The sequence below is a fragment of the Streptomyces sp. NBC_01190 genome, assembly GCF_045039895.1.
In the GTDB taxonomy this organism is placed as follows: Bacteria; Actinomycetota; Actinomycetes; order Streptomycetales; family Streptomycetaceae; genus Actinacidiphila.
Genome location: NZ_CP108580.1, coordinates 1,629,454 through 1,651,513 on the forward strand (window position 1 = coordinate 1,629,454; position 22,060 = coordinate 1,651,513).

19 protein-coding genes and 1 riboswitch are annotated in these 22,060 nt (G+C 73.5%); of the genes, 9 read left to right on the plus strand and 10 right to left on the minus strand.

Features of this window, described 5'->3' with window-relative positions:
* Window positions 1-37: 37 nt before the first annotated feature.
* Entirely contained in the window at window positions 38-289 is a 252-nt protein-coding gene (locus OG519_RS06920; protein ID WP_405580011.1) for a hypothetical protein, read from the plus strand.
* 291 nt (window positions 290-580) lie between these two features.
* Window positions 581-2,371 carry a glycoside hydrolase family 15 protein gene (locus tag OG519_RS06925; RefSeq protein WP_405580014.1) on the plus strand — a complete coding sequence of 597 codons (1,791 nt, stop codon included), beginning with the start codon at window positions 581-583 and terminating at the stop codon, window positions 2,369-2,371.
* On the opposite strand, the gene amaP is transcribed toward OG519_RS06925, so the two are convergent.
* The 5 genes from amaP to OG519_RS06950 form a co-directional block, all read right to left on the minus strand.
* Window positions 2,368-2,967: an alkaline shock response membrane anchor protein AmaP gene (gene amaP, locus OG519_RS06930; RefSeq protein WP_405580017.1), complete on the minus strand. Its 600-nt coding sequence runs from the start codon at window positions 2,965-2,967 to the stop codon at window positions 2,368-2,370. The two genes, OG519_RS06925 and amaP, sit on opposite strands and share 4 nt — an antisense overlap.
* Before the next feature lie 10 nt (window positions 2,968-2,977).
* The gene (locus OG519_RS06935; RefSeq protein ID WP_405580020.1) at window positions 2,978-3,670 is read right to left on the minus strand and encodes a DUF6286 domain-containing protein; all 693 of its coding nucleotides are present in this window, start codon (window positions 3,668-3,670) and stop codon (window positions 2,978-2,980) included.
* Window positions 3,667-4,038 (minus strand): Asp23/Gls24 family envelope stress response protein, encoded by a 372-nt coding sequence (locus OG519_RS06940; RefSeq protein ID WP_405580023.1) that lies wholly within the window; start codon window positions 4,036-4,038, stop codon window positions 3,667-3,669. Before OG519_RS06940 ends, OG519_RS06935 begins: the two co-directional genes overlap by 4 nt.
* Window positions 4,038-4,274: a hypothetical protein gene (locus tag OG519_RS06945; RefSeq protein ID WP_405580025.1), complete on the minus strand. Its 237-nt coding sequence runs from the start codon at window positions 4,272-4,274 to the stop codon at window positions 4,038-4,040. The genes OG519_RS06940 and OG519_RS06945 overlap by 1 nt, the downstream gene beginning before the upstream one ends.
* Before the next feature lie 114 nt (window positions 4,275-4,388).
* On the minus strand, window positions 4,389-4,892 hold the full coding sequence (locus OG519_RS06950) for an Asp23/Gls24 family envelope stress response protein (RefSeq protein ID WP_405580028.1): 504 nt from the start codon (window positions 4,890-4,892) through the stop codon (window positions 4,389-4,391).
* 134 nt (window positions 4,893-5,026) lie between these two features.
* Here OG519_RS06950 and OG519_RS06955 point away from each other — a divergent pair, with 134 nt between their 5' ends.
* Window positions 5,027-5,839: a hypothetical protein gene (locus OG519_RS06955; RefSeq protein WP_405580031.1), complete on the plus strand. Its 813-nt coding sequence runs from the start codon at window positions 5,027-5,029 to the stop codon at window positions 5,837-5,839.
* A 17-nt stretch (window positions 5,840-5,856) separates the two neighbouring features.
* On the opposite strand, the gene OG519_RS06960 is transcribed toward OG519_RS06955, so the two are convergent.
* From OG519_RS06960 to OG519_RS06980, 5 genes are all read right to left on the minus strand, one after another.
* Window positions 5,857-6,648 (minus strand): enoyl-CoA hydratase/isomerase family protein, encoded by a 792-nt coding sequence (locus OG519_RS06960; RefSeq protein WP_405580034.1) that lies wholly within the window; start codon window positions 6,646-6,648, stop codon window positions 5,857-5,859.
* An 86-nt stretch (window positions 6,649-6,734) separates the two neighbouring features.
* A complete protein-coding gene (locus OG519_RS06965) occupies window positions 6,735-6,956 on the minus strand; it encodes a helix-turn-helix domain-containing protein (protein ID WP_177246478.1) in 222 nt (73 codons plus the stop codon).
* A gap of 372 nt (window positions 6,957-7,328) precedes the next feature.
* On the minus strand, window positions 7,329-8,927 hold the full coding sequence (locus OG519_RS06970; RefSeq protein ID WP_405580037.1) for an ABC-F family ATP-binding cassette domain-containing protein: 1,599 nt from the start codon (window positions 8,925-8,927) through the stop codon (window positions 7,329-7,331).
* A gap of 236 nt (window positions 8,928-9,163) precedes the next feature.
* On the minus strand, window positions 9,164-10,555 hold the full coding sequence (locus OG519_RS06975) for a hypothetical protein (RefSeq protein WP_405580040.1): 1,392 nt from the start codon (window positions 10,553-10,555) through the stop codon (window positions 9,164-9,166).
* A gap of 65 nt (window positions 10,556-10,620) precedes the next feature.
* The gene (locus OG519_RS06980; protein WP_405580043.1) at window positions 10,621-11,736 is read right to left on the minus strand and encodes an alpha/beta hydrolase; all 1,116 of its coding nucleotides are present in this window, start codon (window positions 11,734-11,736) and stop codon (window positions 10,621-10,623) included.
* Window positions 11,737-12,373: 637 nt separating this feature from the next.
* On the opposite strand from OG519_RS06980, the gene OG519_RS06985 reads away from it, so the two are divergent.
* The 6 genes from OG519_RS06985 (at window position 12,374) to cobN (ending at window position 22,050) form a co-directional block, all read left to right on the plus strand.
* Window positions 12,374-13,762, plus strand: coding sequence for an NAD(P)/FAD-dependent oxidoreductase (locus OG519_RS06985; protein ID WP_405580045.1), 1,389 nt, complete (start codon window positions 12,374-12,376; stop codon window positions 13,760-13,762).
* 253 nt (window positions 13,763-14,015) lie between these two features.
* Window positions 14,016-15,347: an inorganic phosphate transporter gene (locus tag OG519_RS06990; protein WP_405580047.1), complete on the plus strand. Its 1,332-nt coding sequence runs from the start codon at window positions 14,016-14,018 to the stop codon at window positions 15,345-15,347.
* A 21-nt stretch (window positions 15,348-15,368) separates the two neighbouring features.
* A complete protein-coding gene (locus OG519_RS06995) occupies window positions 15,369-15,566 on the plus strand; it encodes a hypothetical protein (RefSeq protein ID WP_405580049.1) in 198 nt (65 codons plus the stop codon).
* Window positions 15,567-15,694: 128 nt separating this feature from the next.
* A riboswitch (cobalamin riboswitch) is annotated at window positions 15,695-15,824 on the plus strand.
* A 129-nt stretch (window positions 15,825-15,953) separates the two neighbouring features.
* Window positions 15,954-16,898, plus strand: a complete 945-nt coding sequence (locus tag OG519_RS07000) for a cobalamin biosynthesis protein (protein ID WP_405580051.1) — start codon at window positions 15,954-15,956, stop codon at window positions 16,896-16,898.
* On the plus strand, window positions 16,895-18,400 hold the full coding sequence (locus OG519_RS07005; RefSeq protein ID WP_405580054.1) for a cobyric acid synthase: 1,506 nt from the start codon (window positions 16,895-16,897) through the stop codon (window positions 18,398-18,400). The genes OG519_RS07000 and OG519_RS07005 overlap by 4 nt, the downstream gene beginning before the upstream one ends.
* A complete protein-coding gene (gene cobN, locus OG519_RS07010; RefSeq protein ID WP_405580056.1) occupies window positions 18,397-22,050 on the plus strand; it encodes a cobaltochelatase subunit CobN in 3,654 nt (1,217 codons plus the stop codon). Before OG519_RS07005 ends, cobN begins: the two co-directional genes overlap by 4 nt.
* Window positions 22,051-22,060 lie beyond the last annotated feature (10 nt).

The window sequence follows — 22,060 nt, forward strand, 5'->3', positions numbered from 1 at the left end:
GTTGCCCCGCCGGGGCCGGGACCGCAGCCTGTGCCCCATGGCTATTTGCGAGGTTTGCGGAAACGACTACGAGATGGCGTTCGAGGTCAACACCCAGAACGTGGTGCATGTCTTCGACAGTTTCGAATGCGCCATCCACCGGCTGGCCCCGAGCTGCGAGCACTGCCGGGTGCGGATCGTCGGCAAGGGCGTCGAGGTGAACGGCCACTGGTATTGCAGCGGCCACTGCGCCAGGGCCGAGGGCCAGGCCGGCATCGTGGACAAGATCGGCTCCCCGACCACCGCCTGAGCACGGCCTGACGGCGGCACGCGCCGCCGCCCGGCCCCGCGCGATTCCCGCCCGGCCCGCGCGATGACCCGCGCCCCGGATCCCCCCGCCGCCCCGCCCCGCCCCCGGTGACCGCGCGAACCGCGGGGGCCGGTGCGCGGGTCCCGCCCCCTACGTCGGACAATGCCGGGTACGGCACCGCGCCGAACGGTCGCAGCACCGCCGGGCGGGCCGGAAGCCGGGACGCGGCGCCGGAGACGGCGGGCGGCGGCCCGGACGGCGATCGGACCCACGAAGGCGGCGAAGCGACACGTGCCAGGACGTATCGAGGACTACGCGCTCATCGGTGATCTGCAAACGGCAGCGCTGGTGGGCCAGGACGGCTCCATCGACTGGCTGTGCCTGCCCCGCTTCGACTCGGCCGCGTCCTTCGCGGCCCTGCTCGGAGACCACGACAACGGCCGCTGGCGGCTCGCCCCGCGCGACGCCGAACGCTGCGACCACCGCGGCTACCGGGGCGACACGCTCGTCCTGGACACCTTCTGGGAGACCCCCACCGGGACCGTCAAGGTCACCGACTTCATGCCGCAGCGCGACCGCTCCCCCGATCTGATCAGGATCGTGGAGGGGCTGACCGGCACCGTCGAGATGCGCGGCGAGCTGGCGCTGCGCTTCGACTACGGCACCGTGGTGCCGTGGATGCGGCGCACCGACGGCCACCGGGTGGCGATCGCGGGACCCGACTCGGTGTGGCTGCGCAGCGTCCCACCGCTGTCGATGCACGGCCGCAGCATGCGCACCTACGCGGACTTCACCGTCAGCGCGGGCGAGAAGATCGCCTTCGTGCTCACCTGGCACCCCTCGCACGAGAAGCGGCCGGCCCAGCTCGACCCGTATCAGGCGCTCCAGCACAGCCTGGAGGACTGGGACGCCTGGGCGGCCGGATTCGCCTACGAGGGCCCGTGGCGCTCCGCCGTGCTGCGCTCGCTGATCACCCTCAAGGCGCTCACCTACGCCCCCAGCGGCGGGATCGTCGCCGCCGCGACCACCTCGCTGCCGGAGGAGATCGGCGGGGTGCGCAACTGGGACTACCGCTACTGCTGGCTGCGGGACGCGGCGCTCACCCTGAACGCGCTGCTGGCCGGCGGCTTCAAGACCGAGGCGCACGCCTGGCGGGACTGGCTGCTGCGGGCGGTGGCCGGCGATCCGGCCGACCTCCAGATCATGTACGGCATCGCGGGCGAACGGCGGCTGCCCGAGTACGAGGTGCCGTGGCTCAAGGGCTATGAGGGCTCCAGGCCGGTCCGGGTCGGCAACGCCGCCGCCGGCCAGCTCCAACTCGACGTCTACGGCGAGGTGCTCGACTCCCTCTACCTGGCCAGGGAGCGCGGTCTGAAGGACGAGCCGCACGCGTGGGACATGCAGCGGGCCCTGATGGACTTCCTGGAGTCCGCCTGGCAGCAGCCGGACGAGGGTCTGTGGGAGGTGCGCGGCGGCCGGCGGCACTTCGTGCACTCCAAGGTGATGGCGTGGGTCGCCGCCGACCGGGCGGTGCGCACCCTGGAGCAGAGCCCCAAGCTCAAGGGGGACGCCACCCGCTGGCGCGCGATGCGGGACAAGGTGCACGCCGAGGTGTGCGAGAAGGGGTACGACGCCGAGCGCAACACCTTCACCCAGTCGTACGGTTCGGCCGAGCTGGACGCGGCGACGCTGCTCATCCCCCAGGTGGGTTTTCTGCCGCCGAGCGATCCCCGGGTGCTCGGTACGGTCGAGGCGGTGCGCCGCGAGCTGGACCACGGCGGCTTCGTCCGCCGCTACTCCCCCACGGCCGGCTCCGATGGCCTGCCGGGCAGCGAAGGCGCCTTCCTGGCCTGCTCGTTCTGGCTCGCCGACGCGCTGCACACCACCGGCCGGCGGGACGAGGCGGTGGAGCTGTTCGAGAAGCTGCTGGCACTGCGCAACGACGTCGGTCTGCTCGCCGAGGAGTGGGACCCGGTGGCGGGCCGGCAGCTCGGCAACTTCCCGCAGGCCTTCAGCCATGTCGGCCTGGTCAACAGCGCGCTCACCCTGTCGGGCTCGGGCGGCGGCCTGCCGGCCACTTAGCTGACCCGGCGGGCGCGGTGCCGGACGGCTCGCAGGCGTACCTCGGCCGGGAGTTCGCGCAGTGCGGCCGAGGTGCGGGCGTTGGCCAGCACCTCGTCGTCCAGGCCCGCCACGACATCGCGCGGGGTGGCGTGCGGGGCCAGGCCGAGCACGAGCCGGGCCCGCGGCGCGCCGTCCCGTTCGAGGATGGTCGCACCCGCCCACTCCACGCCGTCGTACGCCTCCGCCTCGTCGGTCAGCACCCGCTCCAGCGCCTGACCGCGGATCAGGGCGCCCTGCTCGTCCTCGGTGTCGATCCGCAACTGGCGCAGCCGCCCGGTGCGGAGCTGGGCCAGCAGCCAGATCAGGGAGGCGAGCAGCATCACGGACAGGAAGGCGATGCCGACCGGCCACCACCAGTCGTCCGAGGTGTAGAGGGTCCGGTCGTGGTTGGTGAGCAGGACGTCCTTGGGGCCGCTGAAAGGCCATGCGGGCGGCAGTCTGAAGTCCCAGTGGGTCTGGAGGTCGGAGCTGCCGATCAGGACGGCCAGGCCGAGGGCGAGCAGCAGCAGGCCGACGAGGCCCAGCAGGATCCGGTTGGCGGTGGCTCGACGCATCGGCCTCTCCTCACGTGTTCTTGTCGGCGCGCTGCACCCGCACCCGCAGCCGCGGTTGCCTGGCGAGGCCGAGCTGCCGGACCGCCTCGGCCACCGCGGCGTCCATGTCCTGCCGTACGTCGGTGAGATCGCGGAAGTGCGAGGCGACGTGGACCCTGACCCGGCGGCGGCCCACGGTGACCTTCGCCCAGCGGACGCCGGGCACCTCCATCGCCCGGTCGCGCACCACGAGCGCGGCGGCGCGCCGGTCGAGCCCGGCGCGGATCCCGGTCGGCCCGCGGCGGGCCATCGGCAGCACCTCGCCCAGTCCGGGGGTGCAGGCGAGCACCAGCAGCCACAGGCCGATCGCCGCGCACACCGAGGCGCCCAGGATGATCCAGGTGTCGTCCAGGTGGCGGGTGGCGAGTTGGTGGGCGAGCGACCTGCGCCAGCTCATCGCCTTGTTGCCGGCCCGTACGTTGATGACGTCGACGAGGAAGAGCACGGCCAGGCCGAGGATCGGCAGGGCGGTGATCGCGGCGGGCACGCGGCGCTCGGCCCAGAACCGCTTGGCGTCGCGGGCCACCGCCTGCTGGTCGGGCTGCTCCTCCTGGTGGGCGCCGGCCGGCTCGGGAACGGTGGTGGCGAGGCCGGCCGCGGCGGGCCGGTCCCGCGCGGGTTCGCGGTCCGGGTCGGACCCCTCAGCCGGGTCGAGATGGCTCACCGCACCCTCCCCTCGTCCTTCCGGCGGGCGGTCACCGAGTGCAGCCGCTCGATCTCGACGGCCACTTCCGGCACCCCCATTCCGGTCAACGCCTCCACCGTACGGACGACATGACGGCGTACCGTCTGGCTCACCGAGCCGAGATCGACGGGGTAGCCGAGCTCGACGGTGATCCGCAGCCGGGCGGTGTTGCGGCGGACCGAGACCGAGGCCTGCGGGGCGGCCGCGCGCGGCACGAGTTCGGCGCCGGGCGCGTCGGCGAGCGCCTCACCGGCGGCGTGGGCGGCGATCCGCGCGATCGCCCGGTCCGCGATCCGCAGCGAACCCCGGTCCCCGGCGGGGGTCCGCGTCGGCACGGCCGCCGTCATCAGCGCAGCCGGCCGCGGTCGCGGTCACGACGGCGATCCAGGTCACCGTCACGGTCCCGGTCCCGGTCGCGCAGCCGGAAGAAGTCACCGGGCTCGATGTCACCGTCGAAGTACTTGCCCACGACGAAGCCGACCGCGCCGAGGAACGCGACCAGGCAGAAGGCCCCGAATCCGCCGAAGAACCCGGCGAAGGCCAGGGTCATCCCGTAGACCAGACCGACCACAGCGTTGCTCATCCCGCCCATTGCGACCTCTTGTCAGTTCGCTCGTGAGTCCTCTGGTCCTTCTGTGCCGTCCGGTCCGTGGCGGATCCGGTGGTCGGGGCGGTGCCGCCGGTGCCGCCGGGGGCGCTACTGGACGCGTTGCTCACGGTCGTCCTCGTCGTCCTCGTCGGGGAGCTTCACATCACCGATCGCGATGTTGACCTCGACCACTTCGAGGCCGGTCATCCGCTCCACCGCGGCGACCACGTTCTCCCGCACCGCGCGGGCGACATCGACGATGGAGACCCCGTAGTCGACCACGATGTCCAGGTCGAGCGCGGTCTGCACCTCGCCGACCTCGGCCTTGACGCCGCGGCTCACCGAGGTCCGGCCGCCGGGCACCCGGTCGCGCACCGCGCCGAAGGTACGGGAGAGCCCGGTGCCCATGGCGTGCACGCCCACCACATCCCGGGCGGCGAGGCCGGCGATCTTCTCCACCACGCCGTCGGCGATGGTGGTACGGCCCCGACTGGCCGGCGCGCCGAGCGCCTTACGGCCGCTGGAGCCGGCCGTGCCCTTCTCCAGCGTCCTGCTCTCGCCGCCGTATGACGCGTCGTCGGGTTCCGGCCTTCCTTGCTGTGCCTCGGTCATCGCGAGTCGTCCCTTCGTCTGGGCTGCTCCGTGTTCCACACTAGGTGGACGTGCCCTGAAGCGCTCCGGGGATGCGGCCAGAGGGTAGAGCCGACCCCCCGAACGAGTGGTCGGCGTGTGGAAGGCGATGCCTGATGACCATGGACCGGGTGGACCGGCTGACCCGCACTGTACGGGAGCAGCTCGCACTGGGGCGGCTGATTCCGCTGGGCGGCCCAGCGGACACGGCCTGGATCACCGAGAGCGCGGCGGTGGAGTCGCTGCGGCGGACCGCCGCCGGGCTCCACGGCGTGCGGCTGCGCGAGGTCGAGGTGCTGGTGGTCGAGTGGGACACGGCGGAGCTGCCGGCCGCGGCGCCGGTGGGCGCGCTGCCGCATCTGCCGGTACGGGTGGAGGCGGCCTTCGAGGCGGCGGCCGACCAGCCGCTGCCGCTGACCGCCCAGCGGTTGCGGGACGTGCTGTGGGGCCGGGCGCAGGAGGGTCTGGGCCTGATGGTGGCGGCGGTCGATCTGCGGATCACCGGGCTGCTCGACGAGGATCCGCCGGCGCTGCCGGCCGGCAGCGCCGGCGGGTCCCCGGACCAGATGGCCGCCGGGGTGGCGGCGGGGGTGGTCGAGGGGGTCGTGGTGCCGGCGCCGGAAGGGGCGCCGCCCGGGAGCCCGGCCGCCCGGCCGGGCGGCCGCGAGGCGCTGGAGGCCGCCGCCCTGGCGGTGCCGGGCGTCCAGTGCCTCACCCACCGGCTGACCGGCCTCGGCTCCGGGGTCCGGGTCCGTGATGTCCCGCAGGGGGATCCCACGGCCCGGCATGTCCAGGTCCAGATCGCGGTCGCCCCCGGTCAGGTGGCGCTGCGTGTGGCCCGCGCGGTCGCCGAGGCGGTCACCGCCGCCGCCGCTCCGGCCGCGCCGGGTCCGGTGACGACCGTGGTGGTGGTCACGGACGTGGGCTGAGTCCGCACGAGTCCGCCCTACTCCCCCAGGCCCGCCAGATCGCGCAGCCGCCGGGCCTGGGCCGCCCGCTCGGCGGCGTACTGCTCGGGTTCGGTCCGGGTCGGGGCGCCACGCAGCAGCCCCTTGGTCTCGTTGACGGCGTCCCGGGGGGCGGCCAGCAGGGCGCCGACGAGGTCGGTGACGGCCGCGTCGAGTTCGGCGGCGGGGACCACCAGGTTGGCGAGACCGGTCCGCTCGGCCTCCGGGGCGTGGATGTAGCGGCCGGTGACGCAGATCTCCAGCGCGCGGGCGTACCCCAGCAGGTCGACCAGCGGTTTGCTGCCGGTGAGGTCGGGCACCAGGCCCAGGCTGGTCTCCCGCATGGCGAATTGCGCGTCGTCGGCGCAGACCCGCAGATCGCAGGCGAGCGCGAGCTGGAAACCGGCCCCGATGGCGTGGCCCCGGACGGCGGCCACCGTGATCAGGTCGGTGCGCCGCCACCAGGTGAACGCCTCCTGGTACTGGGTGATGGTCGCGTCGAGTTCCGCGTCGGAACCGCGCGCTAGGTCCAGGAACGAGGGCTCGCCGTCGAAGCCCTCGGGCGTGAACGCCTGCCGGTCGAGCCCCGCGGAGAAGGACACCCCTTCGCCGCGCACCACCACGACCCGCACCTGCCCAGGCAACAGCCGGCCCGCCTCGCCCAGCGCCCGCCAGAGAGCGGGCGACTGCACGTTACGCTTGGCCGCGTTGCACAAGGTGACATAGGCGACGGAGCCGTCGGCGGTGAGCCGGACCCCGTCACGTTCGAGCAGGATGTTGTCTTGGGGCATCGGGAGACCTCCGAGCGGACCTGAACGTGATTACCGAAGAGTAACCACGATGGTCCGGCGGACGTGGCCCGGCCCCCTTCGAGGGGTCAGGCCGCGGTGGCCTTCTTGCCGCGTGTCGCGCCGCCGCGCCCGCGCAGGGTCACGCCGGACTCGCTCAGCATGCGGTGCACGAATCCGTAGGAGCGGCCGGTTTCCTCGGCCAGCGCCCGGATACTCGCACCGGAGTCGTACTTCTTCTTCAGGTCTGCCGCGAGCTTCTCGCGCGCGGCGCCGGTTACCCGGCTGCCCTTCTTCAGAGTCTCGGCCACCCGTGCCTCCTCTAGGGAAGTGCGCTATGGAACTCTCATGATCACCCCTCGACGCGATCCTGGCCACCCATTCGGCAAGGTCCGTCCCGCAGACATTCGCGCGCTGAATGCCGCGATAGCGTCCGCGACCGGGGTGCGAAGAAGTATTTGCGTCAAGCATTTTCCGGCAGCAGAACACACCGCCCGCAATACCGGCAGGTCAGCCGGGGTTGGTAAGGAGTTTGCCTAGGTCACACCGCTGATCGGCGGCCGGCCCCGAGGGGCCGGCCACGCCGACAGCGGGTACCAGCCGGACTCATGCAGATGAAGGATCAACGATGGGCCGAAAGATCGAATCGGCATGATCGTCCACCCCTTGGACACCCGCCCGGCTCAGGCCAGCGCGACCAGATCCGCGTAGTCCTGGCCCCACAGGTCCTCCACGCCGTCCGGCAGCAGGATGATCCGCTCCGGCTGGAGCGCCTCCACCGCGCCCTCGTCGTGGGTCACCAGCACCACCGCGCCGGTGAAGGTGTGCAGCGCGCCCAGGATCTCCTCGCGGCTGGCCGGGTCCAGGTTGTTGGTGGGCTCGTCGAGCAGCAGCACATTGGCGCTGGAGGAGACGAGCGCGGCCAGCGCCAGCCGGGTCTTCTCGCCGCCGGAGAGCACACCCGCGGGCTTGTCGACGTCGTCGCCGGAGAAGAGGAAGGAGCCGAGGATCTTGCGGATCTCCACGAGATCGGTGTCGGGGGCGGCCGACCGCATGTTCTCCAGCACGCTCCGCTCCGGGTCGAGCGTCTCGTGCTCCTGCGCGTAATAGCCGAGCTTGAGCCCGTGGCCGGGGGTGACCTCGCCGGTGTCGGCCTTCTCCACCCCGGCGAGCAGCCGCAGCAGCGTGGTCTTGCCCGCGCCGTTCAGACCGAGGATGACCACCCGTGAACCGCGGTCGATGGCCAGATCGACGTCGGTGAAGATCTCCAGCGATCCGTACGACTTGGACAGTCCACTGGCCATCAGCGGGGTCTTGCCGCACGGCGCGGGGTCGGGGAAGCGCAGCTTGGCGACCTTGTCGGACGCCCGGACCGCCTCAAGGCCGGAGAGCAGCTTCTCGGCGCGGCGGGCCATGTTCTGCGCGGCGACGGTCTTGGTGGCCTTGGCGCGCATCTTGTCGGCCTGGGAATTCAGCGCGGCGGCCTTCTTCTCGGCGTTGGCCCGCTCCCGCTTGCGCCGCTTCTCATCGGCTTCGCGCTGCTGCTGGTAGAGCTTCCAGCCCATGTTGTAGATGTCGATCTGGGAGCGGTTGGCATCCAGATAGAAGACCTTGTTGACGACCGTCTCCACGAGGTTCACATCGTGGGAGATGACGATGAATCCACCGCGGTACGTCTTCAGGTAGTCCCGCAGCCAGGCGATGGAGTCGGCGTCCAGGTGGTTGGTGGGCTCGTCCAGGAGCAGGGTGTCGGCGTCCGAGAAGAGGATGCGGGCCAGCTCCACCCGGCGCCGCTGACCGCCGGAGAGGGTGTGCAACTGCTGGCCGAGCACCCGGTCGGGCAGGCCGAGCGCGGCGGCGATGGTGGCCGCCTCCGCCTCGGCGGCGTAGCCGCCCTTGGTGAGGAATTCCGTTTCCAGCCGCGAGTATTTCTTCATCGCGTTTTCCCGGGTGGCGCCCTTGCCGCTGGCCATCCGCTCCTCGTTCTCCCGCATTTTGCGCAGCACGGTGTCGAGGCCGCGGGCGGAGAGGATGCGGTCGCTGGCGAGGGTTTCCAGGTCGCCGGTGCGCGGGTCCTGCGGCAGATAGCCGACCTCGCCGCTGCGGGCGACCGAGCCGGCGGCGGGCTGGCCCTCGCCGGCCAGCACCTTGGTGAGGGTGGTCTTGCCCGCTCCGTTACGGCCGACCAGGCCGATGCGGTCGCCCTTGGCGACCCGGAAGGAGGCGGACTCGATGAGGATGCGGGCGCCGGCGCGCAACTCGATACCGGTGGCAGTGATCACGGGAAAAGCTCCAGGGCATGCGGACGACGGTCAGGGGGCGTCGAGGTCGTACGCCGTGGCTAATCAAGGAGGAAAACTGCCATGGGCACCAGTCTACTGGGGCCCGGCAGCGGGGTTCGCCGGAGCCGGTCGACGGGTGCCGCCCCGGCGGCTGGTGCCCGATGCCCGCCCGCGCCGACATCCCGGGCGCGGGCGGGCATCGGGCCGCCGCGGACCCCGCCCGCGCGGCGGCCCGGTCAGGCCTCGCCGGTGTGCACCTGGAACGCCGCCCGGCGCATCGCCTTGGCCACCGCCGGATCGGGGTGGGCCGCGGCGAGCGCCACCAGCACCTGGACGGTACGGGGGTGGCCGACGGTGCGGACCTCGTCGAGCAGCCCGGGCACCGAACCCTGGACGGCGGTCTCCAGATGACTCACCAGCAGATGGCCCTCGCCGTGGTCCGCCACCGCGGCGGCGGTGTCCACCCAGAGCCAGGTGGCCTCCTCGCGGGTGAGCAGCCCGGTGGCGTCGTCCGGGTCGCTGCCGTCGAGTTCGGCGATCCACAGCACCGCGTACGGGCGCAGCACCAGTTCGTCCACCACCGCGCGTACCGCGGCCTCGGCCGGGTCGCCGACCACCCGCAGCGCCTCGAAGGCGAGGCCGCGCAGCAGGGCGTCGTCGCCGCGCGCGGTGTCGAGCAGTTCGGCGACCGCGGGGGCGACCGGACGGGCCGCCAGCCACGCGCGGTACTCGGCGCGGGCCGTGCCGGGCGAGAGCCGGGCGCAGGCGCGCAGCATGGTCTCGGCGGACTGCTCCATATGCCCGGCCGGGCCCTGCGCGGCCACACAGATCTGCTCCAGCTTGACCCAGACCGCCCAACTGCCCAGCTCGGTCAGGGTGACCTCGTCCGGGCGGCGCGGGTCGCGCGGACGCAGCGCGCCGACCTGGGTCGCCGCCTCCAGCGTCCACTCCAGCAGGGTGGGCAGCGGGTCGTGCGCGCCGTCGGTGGGCGGTTCGTGGCGCTCGGAGCGCAGCTCGGCGACGCGCTGGCGCAGCAGGTCGAGCAGGGTGTCTATCGGCACGGGGCCGTTCGACAGGTGCAGGAAGGAGAGCAACTGCGGCGCGGCCTCGATGACTTCGGCGACCAGCGCGGGGTCGCTGCCGACCGGTTCCAGCGTGTCGGCCGCGCCGCCGTCGGGCAGAAAGGGGTGGGCGAGCGACCAGGCGTCGAAGAGGGCCACCCAGCCGCGCAGCACGGCGGTGTCGTCGTTGTCCCAGGCGCGCAGCCGCCAGCCGGGCCGGGCCGCGCCGCCGTGCAGTTCGATGAGGCCGGCCAGCCGGGCCCGGTCCCAGGCGGCCCGGATCTGGCCCGCCGTCAAATCCAGCTCTCCCGCGGCCTCCTTGAGGGTGGCACCGTCGAGTATGCCGTTCGGTCCCGCGATGCCCGGGCCGGTGCCGGCCCAGCGGGCGAGCCTTACGGCGTCGGCGAGTTCGGCGCGGGCCAGCCGGGCGAGTTCGGGCACCGAGGGCGTGCCCTCGGGCGGGCGCGGAGGCCTGGGCCTGCGCGTCGTGGCGGTCCTCCGGGCGGCGGTGAGCGGCCGGCGGGGGACGATACGGAGCGGAGTGTCTCGCGGGATACGGGACGTCACTGGAGCAGTCTCGCCGCTCAGTGCCCGGAATCCCAAACGGGAGTGGTCGCGGCCCCCGACGGCGCTCACATGAGCGGTGTCAGAAAGCGGCGCAGCGTCTCCTCGTAGCCGTCCGGGTCGACATTCCACATGGCCGCGTGCGGGGCGCCGGGGACGGTGTGCAGGGTGACGACGTCGGGCCGCCGTCGGGCCAGGGCCCGGCTGTGGTCCCAGGGGGCGAAGGTGTCATCCGGGCCGTGCACCAGCAGGGTGGGCGCGAAGAGCTTGGTGGGGTCGGCGGCTTCGGCGTGGCGCGCCGAGTGCAGTCCGGTGCGGCCCTCGACGGCGCGTACGGCGAGGGGGGTCAGCCGGGCGGGCAGCCGGTGCTGGGTGACGGCGGCCCGGACGGCGGAGCGCCAGTCGAGGACCGGGGAGTCCAGGATGAGGCCGACCACCCGGTTGCGTACCGGCGACTGCTGGGCGGCGCGCAGCGCCATGGTGGCGCCGGTGGACCAGCCGAAGAGCACGATCCGCTCGGCGCCCTGGTCGACGGCGTAGCGCATGGCGGCGTCCAGGTCGTGCCACTCGGTGTCGCCGAGGTGGCCCAGGTGGTCGGGGGACGCGGGGGCGCCGGGGTCGTTGCGGTAGGCCGGGACGAGCACGGGCAGGCCGAAGCGGTGCAGGGTGGGGACCACGTTCAGGGTGTCCGCGCGGGAGGCGCCGGCGCCGTGCACCGCGATCACCCAGGTGCCGCGCGGGGCGGGCAGGAGCCAGGCGGGCATCGGGCCGAGTTCGCCGGGCACCTGGACGTCCTCGTACTCCAGGGCGAGGGCGCTGCCCGGGTCGCCGGTGTAGACCTGCGGGGTGATCCGTACGTAGGTGTCCTTGGCGAGCCGGCCCTTGTCGGTGCGGAGCAGTCGGCGGGTGACGGAGTGGGCGGTCTCGTCGACCACCCGGCCGACGGTGGCGTGCACGCCTATGCCGGCCAGGCCGTAGACGCCGGGCCGCGCGGAGGCCGCGCCGCGGTCGAGCACCACTTCGTCCCGGCTGACCGCGCGCACCCTGAGCAGGCTGCCGGGCATGGGCCCGGCGACGGCCGGTTTGAGCGCGAGGGCGCTCCCGTACCGGCCCGCCGCCAACGCGGCCGTACCGGCACCCACCACGGTTGTGGCCGCGATGACCACGGCGGTTCGCAAGCGCATCACTTCCAGTGTGGGCGCATGAGGGCCTACCTGCCAATGCCTGTGGCCTCCGGCGGTCAGCGAATTCGGCCCACCCCCTCCGGGCCGGGTGCCGCCCCACGGGCCCGCCGCGACCGAGCGCGCGGTTCCTCGCACCCCTGGGGGCACCGTGCCCCAAAGGGGCGCGAGGAACGGCGCGAGCAACCGGCCACCGGCCGGTGGACCGGGGGCGGCAGCAACAGCCCCACCCGGCCGGTGACGACCCGCGGGCGCGCGGCGGCCGAGCGCGCAGTTCCTCGCGCCCCTGAGGGGGCACCGCCGACCGCAGAGTCGACGCGAGCACGGCAAAGGACCGCAAGGCGCAGCACGGGCCCCGCAAGGGGCGCGAGGAACTGCGCGAGGAATCCACCACCGGCCGGTGGTCCGGAAACGACAGCAACAGCCCCACCCGGCCGGTGACAACCCGAGCGCGCAGGTCCTCGCGCCCCTGGAGGGGCACCGCCGACCCCAAGGTCGAGGCGTCGGCTCATTGCCCGGGTGGCCGGCGCGGCAGTAGCGTCCCGGCCACGGGGCCCCGGGGCGCCGGACCCTCGGGCGCACCCCCCGGACATACCGCCAGGCCAGCTCACAAACCCGCTACGGATTCGCAGGTGCGACTATGCCCACCGTCAACGGCGGCGTCTCCTTCTGGTACGCGGCCACCGGCCTCCCCGTCCCGCGCGCACCCCTGGCGGGCGACACGGACGCCGATGTGGTGATCGTCGGCGGCGGCTACACCGGGCTGTGGACGGCGTACTACCTGAAGAAGGCGGCACCCTCGCTGCGGATCGTCGTCCTGGAGGCCCGCTTCTGCGGCTACGGCGCCTCCGGCCGCAACGGCGGCTGGCTCTACAACGGCATCGCGGGCCGCGACCGCTACGCGGCCCTGCACGGCCACGACGCCGCGGTCGCCCTCCAGCGGGCGATGAACGACACGGTGGGCGAGGTGGTCCGGGTGGCCGCCGAGGAGGGCGTCGAGGCGGACATCGAGCACGGCGGCGTACTGGAAGTGGCCCGCACCCCCGCCCAGTTGGCACGGCTCACGGCGTATCACGAGACGGAGACCGCCTTCGGCGAGAAGGACCGCCTGCTGCTGGGCGCGGCGGAGTCGGCGGACCGGATCCGGGTGGCCGGCACCCTCGGCGGGACCTGGACACCGCACGGCGCCCGTGTGCACCCGGCGAAGCTCGTGCGGGGGCTGGCCGAGGCGGCGGAACGGCTCGGCGTGATCGTCCACGAGTCCACCCCGGTGGACCGAATCCGCCCCCACGCGGCGGTGACGCCGTACGGCACGGTCCGCGCGCCTTACCTCCTGCGCTGCACCGAGGGCTTCACCGCCGCGCTGCCGGGCCATCGCCGCACCTGGCTGCCGATGAACTCCTCGATGATCGCCACCGAGCCGCTGCCCGCCGCGGTGTGGGCGGCGATCGGCTGGGAGGGCCGGGAGACCCTGGGCGACATGGCGCACGCCTATATGTACGCCCAGCGGACCGCCGACGACCGGATCGCGCTGGGCGGCCGGGGCGTGCCGTACCGCTTCGGCTCCCGTACCGACAACGACGGGAGCACCTCGGCGGCTACGGTGGCCGCGCTCCGCGCGATCCTGGTGCGCTTCTTCCCCGCGACGGCCGACGCCGCGGTGGACCACGCCTGGTCCGGCGTACTGGGGGTTCCCAGGGACTGGTGCGCGAGCGTCCATCTGGACCGGACCACCGGGCTCGGCTGGGCCGGCGGCTATGTCGGCAGCGGGGTGGCCACCGCCAATCTGGCCGCCCGCACCCTGCGGGACCTGGTCCGGCTCGACTCCGGGCAGGGCGGCCCGACCGAGCTGACCGGGCTGCCCTGGGTGGGCCACCGGGTACGGCGCTGGGAGCCGGAGCCCTTCCGCTGGGCGGCGGTGCACGGGGTGTACGCGGCCTACCGGGCGGCCGACCGGCGCGAGTCGACCGGCCAGAGCGCCGCCACCCACCCGCTGGCGCGGCTCACCGACCGCCTCACCGGCCACTGACCCGGCGCCCGGCGACCCGGCCGATCCACCGGGCCCACCCACCCGGCTGACCCGGCCGACCCGGCCAACGGCGTCGGGCAGCAACATCCGCAACCCCCGTTCCGGCTCCGTTCCGCTGCCGTTCCGGCCGCCTTACCTCCACGTTTACAACCCGTTCATATCAGCACCGCGAAGACGACCCCAGTTCACCTTCCGTTCATCAGATCTCCGTACGGTCGGCTCGCCCCTTCCCGACCGAACGAATCCTGGGTCCATGGAACACATCACGCTCCTGATCGGAATCGTGATCGCCACCGCGCTCGTGTTCGACTTCACCAACGGCTTCCACGACACCGCGAACGCGATGGCCACCACCATCTCCACCGGCGCCATGGGGCCCAGGACGGCGGTGGGCATGTCCGCCGTCCTCAACCTGCTCGGCGCCTTCCTGTCGGTCGAGGTGGCCAAGACCATCTCGGGCGGCATCATCGACGAATCCGCCGGCGTCCGCCCCGAGGTGATCTTCGCCGGCCTGGTCGGCGCCATCCTGTGGAATCTGCTCACCTGGCTGGCCGGGCTGCCGTCCAGCTCGTCGCACGCGCTCTTCGGCGGCCTGATCGGCGCGACCCTCGTCTCGGTCGGCACGCACGGGGTCAACGGTGACGCGGTCGTCATGAAGGTCCTGATCCCGGCGGTGGCCGCGCCGGTCGTTGCGGGGCTCGCCGCGACGCTCGCCACCCGCCTCACCTACCGGCTGAGCCGGCGGGCGGACCCGGCGGCGACCGCCAAGGGCTACCGGGCCGGGCAGATCGCCTCGGCGGCGCTGGTCTCCCTGGCCCACGGCACCAACGACGCGCAGAAGACGATGGGCGTGATCACCCTCGCGCTGATCACCGGCGGCGCGATCGCCCCGCACTCCGACCCGCCGTTGTGGGTGATCGTCTCGGCCGGCAGCGCGATCGCGCTCGGTACGTATCTGGGCGGCTGGCGGATCATCCGCACCATGGGCCGGGGCCTCACCGACATCGAGCCGCCGCAGGGATTCAGCGCCCAGACCGGCGCCGCCGTCACCATCCTCGCCTCCTCCCACCTCGGCTTCGCGCTGTCCACCACCCAGGTCTGCTCGGGCGCGGTGATGGGCGCCGGGATCGGGCGGCGCGGCGGGGTGGTGCGGTGGAGCACCGCGGGCCGGATGGCCGCGGGCTGGGGCCTGACGCTGCCGGCCGCCGGACTCGTCGCGGCGGGCGCGGCGCTGCTCGCCGACCGGGGTGCCTGGGGAGTCGGCCTGGTCGCCGCTCTCGCCCTCGCCGCCTGCGTGGCGGTCCGGGCGGCGGCCCGGCGCGAGCCGGTCACCCACGCCAACGTCAACGACCCCGAGCCGGCGCCGGTGACGCCGGTGACGCTGGTGAAGACGCCCGCCAACACCCGGGCCACGCGCCTCTCGGCAACCGGGCTTCCCGGCCAGGCGGCGACCGGCCGGACCGCCGCTCCGGTGGCGCCGCCCGGCAAACCGACCACGGCCGTCAAACCCCCCACGGCCACCACCCCGGCTCCGCTCTCCGCCCCGGCTCCCGGCCCCGCCAACTCCGCGCCCACCACCGCCTGACTCCCCCGCCAAGGACTCCTCATGACCATCGACTGGCACGCCCTCGGCACCGTCCTCGTCGTCACCCTGGTTTCGACCGTGGGCCTGGTGGGGATCTTCACCCTCGGCGTGGTCGGCCTGTCCCGGCCGACCGCCGCCCTGCCCCGGGCCGGCGCCTGCCTCTGCTTCGCCGCCTGCGCGGCCGCGATCGGCTACGGCATCCAACTCATCGTCGCGTGACCCCGGTTGGCTGGTCCGGGGCACCGCGCCGGCGGGTGGACCCCGCCACGCTCCGTCCGCGCAGGTCAAGGGCGAGTTGACGCGGTTTGGCGGGCGTGGTGAACTGCCGGGAGCCATACGGCGGCAGGAGAGGAAGTCCGGTGCGAATCCGGCGCGGTCCCGCCACTGTCACCGGGGAGCGCGCTCCCGACCCGTACGTCACGGCCGGTCCGCCGGCTGGAAGGCGGGGAGCGCGTCGATCCGGGAGCCAGGAGACTCTCACCGCCGGTCACGTCGAGCCAGGGCGCGGACCCTGAGTGAGGACCTAACGCATGCCCGGCACGCGCGCACCGATACCTGAAGGCCTCGACGGCTGGTCCGCGCGGAGCGCGACGGCGGGCTGAGCGAGTGCGTGCCGATCGCGTGTTCGCGTACGGTGCCGTGCTCGGCTTCCTCGGCGACCTGCTCGCCGGTGATCCGCGCCGCGGCCATCCCGTCGCCGGATTCGGGCGGGCGGCCGGCGCGTTGGAGCGCCGGATGTGGCGGGACGACCGGGGCAGCGGCGCGGTGTACACGACCCTGTGCGCCGGCGGGGCGGTCGGCGCCGCGGTGCTGGCGAAAAACGCCGTACGGTCCTGCGCCGCGCTGTCGGTCGCCCTGACCGCGCTGGCCACCTGGTCGGTGCTCGGCGGCACTTCGCTGGCCCGGGAGGCGGCGGGGGTCGCGGCGGCGCTGGAGGCGGGCGACCTGGCCGGCGCCCGCGAGCTGCTCCCCCGGCTGTGCGGCCGGGACCCGCTGGCGCTGGACGCGGACGGCATCGCGCGGGCGGTGGTGGAGTCGGTCGCCGAGAACACCTCCGACGCCGTGGTGGGCGCTCTGGTGTGGGGCGCGGTCGGCGGGGTGCCCGGGCTCGTCGGCTTCCGCGCGGCCAACACCCTGGACGCCATGGTCGGCCACAAGTCCCCCCGCTTCCGCCGCTTCGGCTGGGCCTCGGCCCGGCTCGACGACGTCCTCGGCTATCCCGGCGCCCGGCTCACCGCGACGCTCGCGGTGCTGGCGGGACCGCATCCCGGATCGGCGCTCCGCACCTGGCGCCGGGACGCCCGGTTCCATCCGAGCCCCAACGCGGGCCCCGTCGAGGCCGCCTTCGCCGGGGCCCTGCGCCGCCGACTCGGCGGCACGCTCTCCTACGAAGGCCGGGTCGAACACCGCCCGGTCCTCGGCGCGTCCTTTCCCGCCCCGACGGTCGCGGACATCGCCAGGGCCGTCCGGCTCTCCCGCCGCGTGGGCGCGCTCGCGCTCGCGGTGTCGACCGCACTGTCGGCCCTGGGGCCGGAAGGAGCCGCCCGATGAAGGGTCTGCTGATCGCCGGGACCACCAGCGACGCCGGCAAGAGCGTGGTCACCGCCGGGATCTGCCGGTTCCTGGTGCGAAGAGGGGTGCGGGTCGCCCCGTTCAAGGGGCAGAACATGTCGCTGAACTCCTTTGTGACCCGGGAGGGAGCCGAGATCGGCCGGGCCCAGGCGATGCAGGCCCAAGCCGCGAGGGTGGAGCCGTCGGCGCTGATGAACCCCGTGCTGCTGAAGCCGGGCAGCGACCGGAGCAGTCAGGTGATCGTGCTGGGCAAGCCGGTGGGCGAGTTGAGCGCGCGCGGCTACCACGGCGGCAGGCAGGGCGAGTTGCTCGACACGGTGGTGGGGTGCCTGGAGGAGTTGGGCGCGCGCTACGACACGGTGATCTGCGAAGGCGCCGGCAGCCCGGCCGAGATCAACCTGCGCCGTACCGACATCGTGAACATGGCGCTGGCCCGCCGCGGCCGGCTGCCCACCCTGGTGGTCGGCGACATCGACCGCGGCGGGGTCTTCGCCTCCTTCTTCGGCACCACCGCGCTGCTCTCGCCCGCGGACCAGGACCTGGTCTGCGGCTATGTGGTCAACAAGTTCCGCGGCGATCCGGCCCTGCTCCAGCCCGGCCTCGACATGCTGCGCGGCCTCACCGGCCGGCCGACCCTCGGCGTGCTGCCCTACAGCCACGGTCTGGGCATCGACGAGGAGGACGGCCTGCGGGTGTCGATGCGCGGCGCCGTACGCGAGTCGGCGGTGGCCGCGCCGCTCGGCGCGGACATCCTGCGGGTCGCCGTGGTGGCCGTGCCGTTGATGTCCAACTTCACCGACGTGGACGCGCTCGCCGCCGAACCCGGCGTCCTCGTACGGTTCGTGGACCGTCCGGAGGAGCTGGCGGACGCCGATCTGGTGGTGCTGCCCGGCACCCGCGGCACGGTCAGGGCGCTGGAGTGGCTCACCGCCCGGGGCCTGGCCGACGCCGTCAAGGAGCGGGCCGCGGCCGGGCGGCCGGTGCTCGGCGTGTGCGGCGGCTTCCAGATCCTCGGTGAACTCATCGAGGACGACGTGGAGTCGAGGGCGGGTACGGTGCCGGGCCTCGGTCTGCTGCCGGTCCGGGTGCGGTTCGCCGCCGAGAAGACCCTGGCCCGGCCGGTGGGCGCCGCCTACGGCGAGCCGGTGGCGGGCTACGAGATCCACCACGGGGTGGCCGAACTGCACGGCGGCTACGAGGAGTTCCTCGACGGCTGCCGGGTCGGGCCGGTCTGGGGCACCCACTGGCACGGCTCGCTGGAGAGCGACGGCTTCCGCCGGGCGTTCCTGCGGGAGGTGGCCGCCGTCGCGGGGCGCCGCTTCGTGCCTGCCCCCGACACCGTCTTCGAGGCGTTGCGCGAGGCGCAGTTGGACCGTCTCGGCGATCTGGTCGAGGAGCACATGGACACCGCCGCGCTGCTGCGGCTCATCGAGGACGGCGCGCCCGCCGGCCTACCCTTCATCGCACCGGGGGCACCATGACCACCGTTCTGCTGCTGTCCACCGCCGACACCGATCTGCTGGCGGCCCGCGCGGCAGGGGCCGGCTACCGCATCGGCAACCCGTCCCGGGTGGACCCGGAGACGGATCTCCCGGCGCTGCTGGACGGCGCCGATCTGGCCGTCGTCCGGCTGCTCGGCGGACGGCGGACCTGGGAGCGGGGGCTCGACGTGCTCGCCGCGTCGGGGGTGCCGACGGTGCTGCTCGGCGGTGAGACGGTGCCGGACGCCGAACTGATGGCGCTGTCGTCCGTGCCGGCCGGGGTCGTGGCGGAGGCGTTGCGCTATCTGGTGGCCGGCGGCCCGGCCAACCTGGCCGAGCTGGCCCGCTTCCTGTCCGACACCGTCCTGATGAGCGGCGAGGGCTTCGAACCGCCGCACGCCATGCCGGAGTTCGGCCGGCACGGCGCGTACGCCCACCAGGAGGGCCGCCCGACCGTCGCCGTCCTCTTCTACCGCGCCCACGAACTCGCCGGCAACACGGCCTTCGTGGACACCTTGTGCGAGGCGATCGAGGCCAGGGGCGCCAATGCCCTTCCTGTGTATTGCGGATCCCTTCGTGGAGGTGACCCGGAGCTCTACGGCCTGCTGGGCGGGGCCGACGCGATTGTCACCACCGTGCTGGCGGCCGGCGGCACCGTCGCGTCGGAGGCGAGTGCGGGGGGCGACGACGAGGCGTGGGACATCGGCGCGCTGGCCGAACTGGACGTGCCGATCCTCCAGGGGCTGTGTCTGACCTCCTCGCGCAAGGCGTGGGAGGAGTCGGACGCCGCGCTGTCCCCGATGGACGCGGCGATGCAGGTGGCGATCCCGGAGTTCGACGGGCGGCTGATCACCGTGCCCTTCTCCTTCAAGGAGACCGGCGAGGGCGATGTGCCGGTCTACGTGGCCGACCCGGAGCGGGCCGCCCGGGTCGCGGGCATCGCGGTCCGGCACGCCGCCCTGAAACACAAGCCCAACGCCGACAAGCGCGTCGCCCTGGTCTTCACCGCCTACCCCACCAAGCACTCCCGGGTCGGCAACGCGGTGGGCCTGGACACCCCCGCCTCGGCCGTCGGGCTGCTGCACGCGCTGCGCGACGCCGGCTACGTCACCGGTGACTTCCCCGACGACGGCGACGAGTTGATCCACCGGCTGATCGCGGCCGGCGGCCACGACGTGGAGTGGCTGACCGAGGAGCAACTGGCCGCCGCCCCGGCCCGGGTGCCGGTGGCCGACTACCGGCGCTGGTTCGCCGCGCTGGACGAGGAGACCCGCGCCGGCATGCTCACGCACTGGGGCGAGCCGCCCGGCTCGCTCTACGTGGACGGCGAGGACATCGTGCTGGCGTCGCTGCGGTTCGGCAATGTGGTGATCATGATCCAGCCGCCGCGCGGCTTCGGCGAGAACCCGATCGCGATCTACCACGACCCGGACATGCCGCCGTCCCACCACTACCTCGCCGCGTACCGCTGGCTGGACCACACCTTCGGCGCCGACGCCATCGTCCACCTCGGCAAGCACGGCACCATGGAGTGGCTGCCGGGCAAGGGCCTCGGGCTGTCCGCCCGCTGCGCCCCCGACGCGGTCCTCGGCGAACTCCCCCTGGTCTACCCGTTCATCGTCAACGACCCCGGCGAGGGCACCCAGGCCAAGCGGCGGGGCCACGCCACCGTGGTGGACCACCTGGTGCCGCCGATGGCCCGCGCCGACTCCTACGGCGACCTGGCGAAGCTGGAGCAGCTCCTCGACGAGTACGCGCTGGTGAACGATCTGGACCCGGCGAAGGCGCCGGCCGTCCGCAGCCAGATCTGGACCCTGGTCAGGGCCGCGGAACTCCACCACGACCTGCACGTGGACCAGCAGCCGGACGAGGACGACTTCAACGACTTCGTGCTGCACGTCGACGGCTGGCTGTGCGAGATCAAGGACGTCCAGATCCGGGACGGGCTGCACATCCTCGGCGGCGGTCCGGTCGGCGAGCCTCGGGTGAACCTGGCGCTTGCGGTGCTGCGTTCGGCCCAGATCTGGGGCGGGGTCGGCGCGGCGCTGCCCGGTCTGCGGGCCGCGCTCGCCGAGCACTTCGGGCTGGTGGAGAAGGAGTTGCTCGCCGAACCGGGGGCACCGGCGGCCGTGCCGGCGGCGCTGACCGCTCTCGCGGACGGCCCGGCCCGTACCGGCTCCGACGCCGTGGACCTGCTGGAGCGACTGGCCAGGCGGCTCGCGGAGGCGATGGAGGAGCTCGGCTGGGCGTCGGGCGGCGCGGCGGCGGTGGCGCGGGAGACGCTCGGCGGGGCCGATGTGCCGGACGTGGTGCGGGTGCTGGAGTTCGCCGCGACCGAACTCGTACCGCGGCTGGCCCGTACCACCGACGAGTTGGACCACATCCTGCGGGCGCTGCGCGGCGGTTACGTGCCCGCGGGCCCCTCGGGGTCGCCCACCCGCGGGCTGGTCAACGTGCTGCCCACCGGCCGCAACTTCTACTCGGTGGACCCCAAGGCGATCCCCTCCCGGCTCGCCTGGGACGTCGGCACCGCGCTCGCCGACTCGCTGCTGGCCCGGCACCTCGCCGACACCGGCGGCTATCCGAAGTCCGTCGGCCTCACCGTGTGGGGCACCTCCTGCATGCGCACCCAGGGCGACGACATCGCGGAGATCCTCGCCCTGCTGGGCTGCCGTCCGGTCTGGGACGACGCCTCCCGCCGGGTCACCGGCTTCGAGATCCTGCCGCCGGAGGAGCTGGGCCGCCCCCGGATCGACGTCACGGTGCGGATCTCCGGGTTCTTCCGCGACGCCTTCCCGCATGTCGTCTCCCTGGTGGACGACGCGGTCCGGGCGGTCGCCGAGCTGGACGAGCCGGCCGGGACCAACTTCGTGCGCGCCCACGCCGACGCGGACACCGCCCTGCACGGCGATCGCCGTCGCGCCACCGCCCGGATCTTCGGCTCCAAGCCGGGTGCTTACGGCGCCGGTCTGCTGCCGCTGATCGACGCGCGCAACTGGCGCTCGGACGCCGACCTCGCCGAGGTCTACGCGGTCTGGGGCGGCTACGCCTACGGCCGCGGCCTCGACGGGCGGGCGGCGCGCGGCGACATGGAGGCGGCGTTCCGCCGGATCCAGGTGGCGGCGAAGAACGTGGACACCCGGGAGCACGACATCGCCGACGCCGACGACTACTTCCAGTACCACGGCGGGATGGTGGCGATGGTCCGCCATCTCACCGGGACCTCCCCCGAGGCGTATGTCGGTGACAGCGCGCACACCGACCAGGTGCGCACCAGGACGCTCGGGGAGGAGACCCACCGTGTCTTCCGGGCCCGGGTGGTCAACCCGAAGTGGATGGCGGCGATGCGCCGGCACGGCTACAAGGGCGCGTTCGAGATGGCCGCGACGGTCGACTACCTCTTCGGCTACGACGCGACGGCCGGCGTGGTGGACGACTGGATGTACGAGAAGCTGGCCGCCGAGTACGTCTTCGACCCGAAGAACCAGGAGTTCATGCGGAAGTCCAACCCGTGGGCGCTGCGGGGGATTTCGGAGCGGCTGCTGGAGGCGGCCGAGCGGGGGCTGTGGGCGGAGCCGAACCCGGACACGCTCGACTCGTTGCGCGAGACCTACCTCGCCCTCGAAGGCGATCTGGAGGGTGACGAGTGACCCGGAGTGA

Coding starts and splice junctions, on each gene's coding strand:
- OG519_RS06950 (WP_405580028.1), bottom strand. CDS start 4,892: ATGACCGAGGCACAGCAAGGAAGGCCGGAACCCGACGACGCGTCATAC.
- OG519_RS06960 (WP_405580034.1), bottom strand. CDS start 6,648: ATGCCCCAAGACAACATCCTGCTCGAACGTGACGGGGTCCGGCTCACC.
- OG519_RS06990 (WP_405580047.1), top strand. CDS start 14,016: ATGGAACACATCACGCTCCTGATCGGAATCGTGATCGCCACCGCGCTC.
- OG519_RS06940 (WP_405580023.1), bottom strand. CDS start 4,038: ATGACGGCGGCCGTGCCGACGCGGACCCCCGCCGGGGACCGGGGTTCG.
- OG519_RS06985 (WP_405580045.1), top strand. CDS start 12,374: ATGCCCACCGTCAACGGCGGCGTCTCCTTCTGGTACGCGGCCACCGGC.
- OG519_RS06980 (WP_405580043.1), bottom strand. CDS start 11,736: ATGCGCTTGCGAACCGCCGTGGTCATCGCGGCCACAACCGTGGTGGGT.
- OG519_RS06955 (WP_405580031.1), top strand. CDS start 5,027: ATGACCATGGACCGGGTGGACCGGCTGACCCGCACTGTACGGGAGCAG.
- OG519_RS06945 (WP_405580025.1), bottom strand. CDS start 4,274: ATGAGCAACGCTGTGGTCGGTCTGGTCTACGGGATGACCCTGGCCTTC.
- OG519_RS06920 (WP_405580011.1), top strand. CDS start 38: ATGGCTATTTGCGAGGTTTGCGGAAACGACTACGAGATGGCGTTCGAG.
- OG519_RS07005 (WP_405580054.1), top strand. CDS start 16,895: ATGAAGGGTCTGCTGATCGCCGGGACCACCAGCGACGCCGGCAAGAGC.
- OG519_RS06995 (WP_405580049.1), top strand. CDS start 15,369: ATGACCATCGACTGGCACGCCCTCGGCACCGTCCTCGTCGTCACCCTG.
- amaP (WP_405580017.1), bottom strand. CDS start 2,967: ATGCGTCGAGCCACCGCCAACCGGATCCTGCTGGGCCTCGTCGGCCTG.
- cobN (WP_405580056.1), top strand. CDS start 18,397: ATGACCACCGTTCTGCTGCTGTCCACCGCCGACACCGATCTGCTGGCG.